This is a genomic window from Microbacterium sp. HMWF026, assembly GCF_003061325.1.
In the GTDB taxonomy this organism is placed as follows: Bacteria; Actinomycetota; Actinomycetes; order Actinomycetales; family Microbacteriaceae; genus Microbacterium; species Microbacterium testaceum_E.
This window is the reverse complement of the sequence record NZ_QAJB01000145.1, coordinates 7,110-10,173: the sequence shown is the minus strand read 5'-3', so window position 1 is coordinate 10,173 and position 3,064 is coordinate 7,110. Positions and strand designations below refer to the sequence as shown.

Annotated in this window: 4 protein-coding genes; 1 reads left to right on the top strand and 3 read right to left on the bottom strand. The window is 72.6% G+C overall.

The window, feature by feature from the left end; genetic code table 11:
• Window positions 1–24: 24 nt before the first annotated feature.
• Window positions 25–1,110 carry an alanine dehydrogenase gene (gene ald, locus DBR36_RS06400; protein ID WP_108318079.1) on the bottom strand — a complete coding sequence of 362 codons (1,086 nt, stop codon included), beginning with the start codon at window positions 1,108–1,110 and terminating at the stop codon, window positions 25–27.
• A gap of 155 nt (window positions 1,111–1,265) precedes the next feature.
• Here ald and DBR36_RS06395 point away from each other — a divergent pair, with 155 nt between their 5' ends.
• On the top strand, window positions 1,266–1,739 hold the full coding sequence (locus DBR36_RS06395) for an Lrp/AsnC family transcriptional regulator (RefSeq protein WP_219927622.1): 474 nt from the start codon (window positions 1,266–1,268) through the stop codon (window positions 1,737–1,739).
• Window positions 1,740–1,754: 15 nt separating this feature from the next.
• On the opposite strand, the gene mmuM is transcribed toward DBR36_RS06395, so the two are convergent.
• Window positions 1,755–2,612, bottom strand: a complete 858-nt coding sequence (mmuM, locus tag DBR36_RS06390; RefSeq protein WP_108318077.1) for a homocysteine S-methyltransferase — start codon at window positions 2,610–2,612, stop codon at window positions 1,755–1,757.
• Window positions 2,609–3,064, bottom strand: a 456-nt coding sequence (locus DBR36_RS06385; protein WP_258222595.1) for a MarR family winged helix-turn-helix transcriptional regulator, incomplete at its 5' end; no start/stop codon positions are given. The genes DBR36_RS06385 and mmuM, both read right to left, overlap by 4 nt.

Sequence of the window (3,064 nt, the reverse complement as noted above, 5' to 3'; positions counted from 1 at the left end):
GGTCAGAGGTCGGCGGGGCGGGGGTCAGAGGTCGAAGGCGGCGCGGACGCCCTCGTTCACGACGACGCCGGCGCGAACGTTGAGCCCCTTCGCGAGAGCGGGATCCGCGGCGGCGGCGGCCTCCCACCCGCTGTCGGCGATGCGGGTGATGTAAGGCAGCGTGGCGTTCGACAGGGCGCGGGTCGAGGTGTGCGGAACGGCGCCGGGCATGTTGGCGACGCAGTAGTACAGCGCCTCGTGCACGCGGAACGTCGGCGCATCGTGGGTCGTGGGGCGCGATCCCTCGAAACAGCCACCCTGGTCGATCGCGATGTCGACGAGGACGGAGCCGGGCTTCATCGCGGCGACCATGTCGTCCGTGACGAGCTTGGGGGCCGCGGCGCCCGGAATGAGCACCGAACCGATGACCAGGTCGGCGTCGGCCAGCTGCTCGGCGATCTCGAGACGGGTGGACGCGCGGGTCTCGATCGCGCCGCCGAAGCGTTCCTCGAGCTGACGGAGCTTGGGCAGCGAGATGTCGACGACCGTCACGCGAGCCCCCAGCCCCAGCGCGTTGGCCGCGGCGTGCTCACCCGCGACGCCGCCGCCGATCACGACGACCTTCGCCCGCGGGGTGCCGGGGACACCACCGGGCAGCAGTCCCCGCCCGCCCGACGCGCGGAGCAGGTGGTGGGCGCCCTCGATGATCGACAGACGGCCGGCGACCTCGCTCATCGGCGCGAGCAGCGGCAGCGCGCGGTCGGGCGTCTGGACCGTCTCGTAGGCCACGGCCGTGGTCCCCGCCGCCATGAGCGCGTCGGTCAGCGGACGGTCCGCGGCGAGGTGCAGGTAGGTGAACAGCGTCAGATCGGCGCGCAGGTGAGCGTACTCGGGCGCGATCGGCTCTTTGACCTTGACCAGCAGTTCGGCCCGCGCCCACGTCTCGTCGGCCGTGGCGACGATCTCGGCGCCGGCGGCGCGGTACTGCTCGTCCGAGAAGCCGCTGCCCTCGCCCGCTCCCGCCTGGACGAACAGCTCGTGGCCGCGGTGGACGAGAGCGTCGACCCCCGGGGGCGTCATGGCGACGCGGTTCTCGTTGTTCTTGATCTCGGTGGGCACGGACACGCGCATGGGTTCCTCCTCGAGCGGATGAGCGATGCCGAGAGAATCGCAGAAAGAAGTGTTTCGCGGGTGTTTCTCCGAATATCCTTCGACCCCACGCGCCCTCCTGCGATTAGAGTCGGATGCCGAGACCTCCCCCACCCGCTCCCGGCGAAGGATCTACGGTGAACGACGACGACCTGCACCCGCTCGACGCCCGGATCATCGAGCTGCTCTCGGCCGACGCCCGCATGACGAACGCTGCACTGGCCGAGGCGCTGGGGGTGGCGGCATCCACCGCCCATGCCCACGTGCGCGCGCTGCTGGAGCGCGGGTTGATCACCGGCTTCCACGCCGCCGTCGACCAGAGCCGCCTGGGCCGGGGACTGCAGGCCATCGTCGGCGTCACGCTCCGACCGGGCCAGCGGCAAGAGAGCATCCGCGCCTTCGCGCACGAGATTCGGCGCCACCCCGACGTGATCCAGCTGTTCTTCCTGGGCGGGGCGGACGACTTCCTCGTGCACATCGCCGTCGACGATTCTTCGGCCGTACGCCGTTTCGTCGTCGATCACCTCTCGGCGCGGCACAGCGTGGCATCCACCCGGACGAGCATCATCTTCGAATACCACCGCAACGCCCTGGCGGCGGACTTCGACTGAACCGGGCCGCGCGCGTCAGCGCCGGACGGCCGCCGCGATCGCCGCGATGTCGGCGGGGGTGGATCGACAGCACCCGCCGACCAACCGCGCCCCGGCGGCGACCCACGCCGGGGCGTCATCGGCCAGCGCGGCGGCTCCCCCGTGCCAGGTGCGGGTCGCGGCATCCCAGGTCTCGCCGGTATTGGGGTAGGCGACGAGCGGGATGCCCGGGGCCTCGGCCAGAGCGGCACCCACCGACGCGGGCGCGCAGCAGTTGACGCCCACCGCGATCACGCCGGGAACGGAGGCGGCGAGCTGCAGCGCCCGGGCGCGCGAGCCGGGGGCGGCGAAGCCCGAGCTGTCGCCCGACAGGCTCACGAACGCGGGCACGTCGACGTCGGCGAGCTCCAGGGCGAGGGCCTCGACCTCGAGCGGTGAGGGGATGGTCTCGACCGCGAGCACGTCGGCCCCGGTCTCGGCGAGCACGTGCAACCGTCGGCGGTGGGCCGTGCGCAGGTCGTCGAGCGAGAGGCCGTACGCGCCGGTGTACTCGCTCCCGTCGGCGCGCAGCGCCCCCAGGGGACCGACGGATGCCGCGACCACGACGTCACCGGCGTCGCGCGCGACCGACACCGAACGCCGCAGGAGCGTCTCGACCTCGGCGTCGGGGATGTCGCCCCCGAAACCCAGCTGGTAGGACGCGGCGATCACGACCTCGGCACCGGCGGCGACGAACTCGGCGTGGGCGGCGCGCACCTCGTCGGGGTCGTCGCGCAGCACCCGCGCCGACCACAGCGCGCTGGTCACGTCGTTGCCGCGCGACTCGAGCAGCGTGCCGAGTCCGCCGTCCAGGACGACGGGACGGTCGGTCAGGGCGTCGGCGAGGGCGATCACGCCTCGTGCGTCTCGCCCGCCGCGAGCACGCGCAGGGCGCTCGCGAGCAGGGCCTGATCGGCGCGACTGACATCGCGCAGGGCCTCGGCCTCGAGCCGCACGAGCTCGGTCATCGCGGCATCCACCCGTTCGACCCCCTCGGGGGTGATGGCGACGAGGATCGCCCGGCCGTCCGAGGGATTGGGACGCCGGTGCACCAGACCGCGCTCGGCGAGCTTGTCGAGACGGTTCGTCATCGCGGCGCTGCCGATCATCGTCGCCGTGATCAGGCGCGTGGCGCTGAGCTCGGTGCCCGCGCGGCGCAGGACCGCGAGCACGTCGAACTCCCACACCGCGATGCCCGCGCTGGCGAACGCCTTGGCGCGCAGCTTCGACAGGTGGAACGCCGCACGACGCAGGCGCGACATCACGTCGAGGGGCGTGAGATCGACCTCGGGCAGCAGCTGCGACCA

Coding starts and splice junctions, on each gene's coding strand:
- ald (WP_108318079.1), bottom strand. CDS start 1,110: ATGCGCGTGTCCGTGCCCACCGAGATCAAGAACAACGAGAACCGCGTC.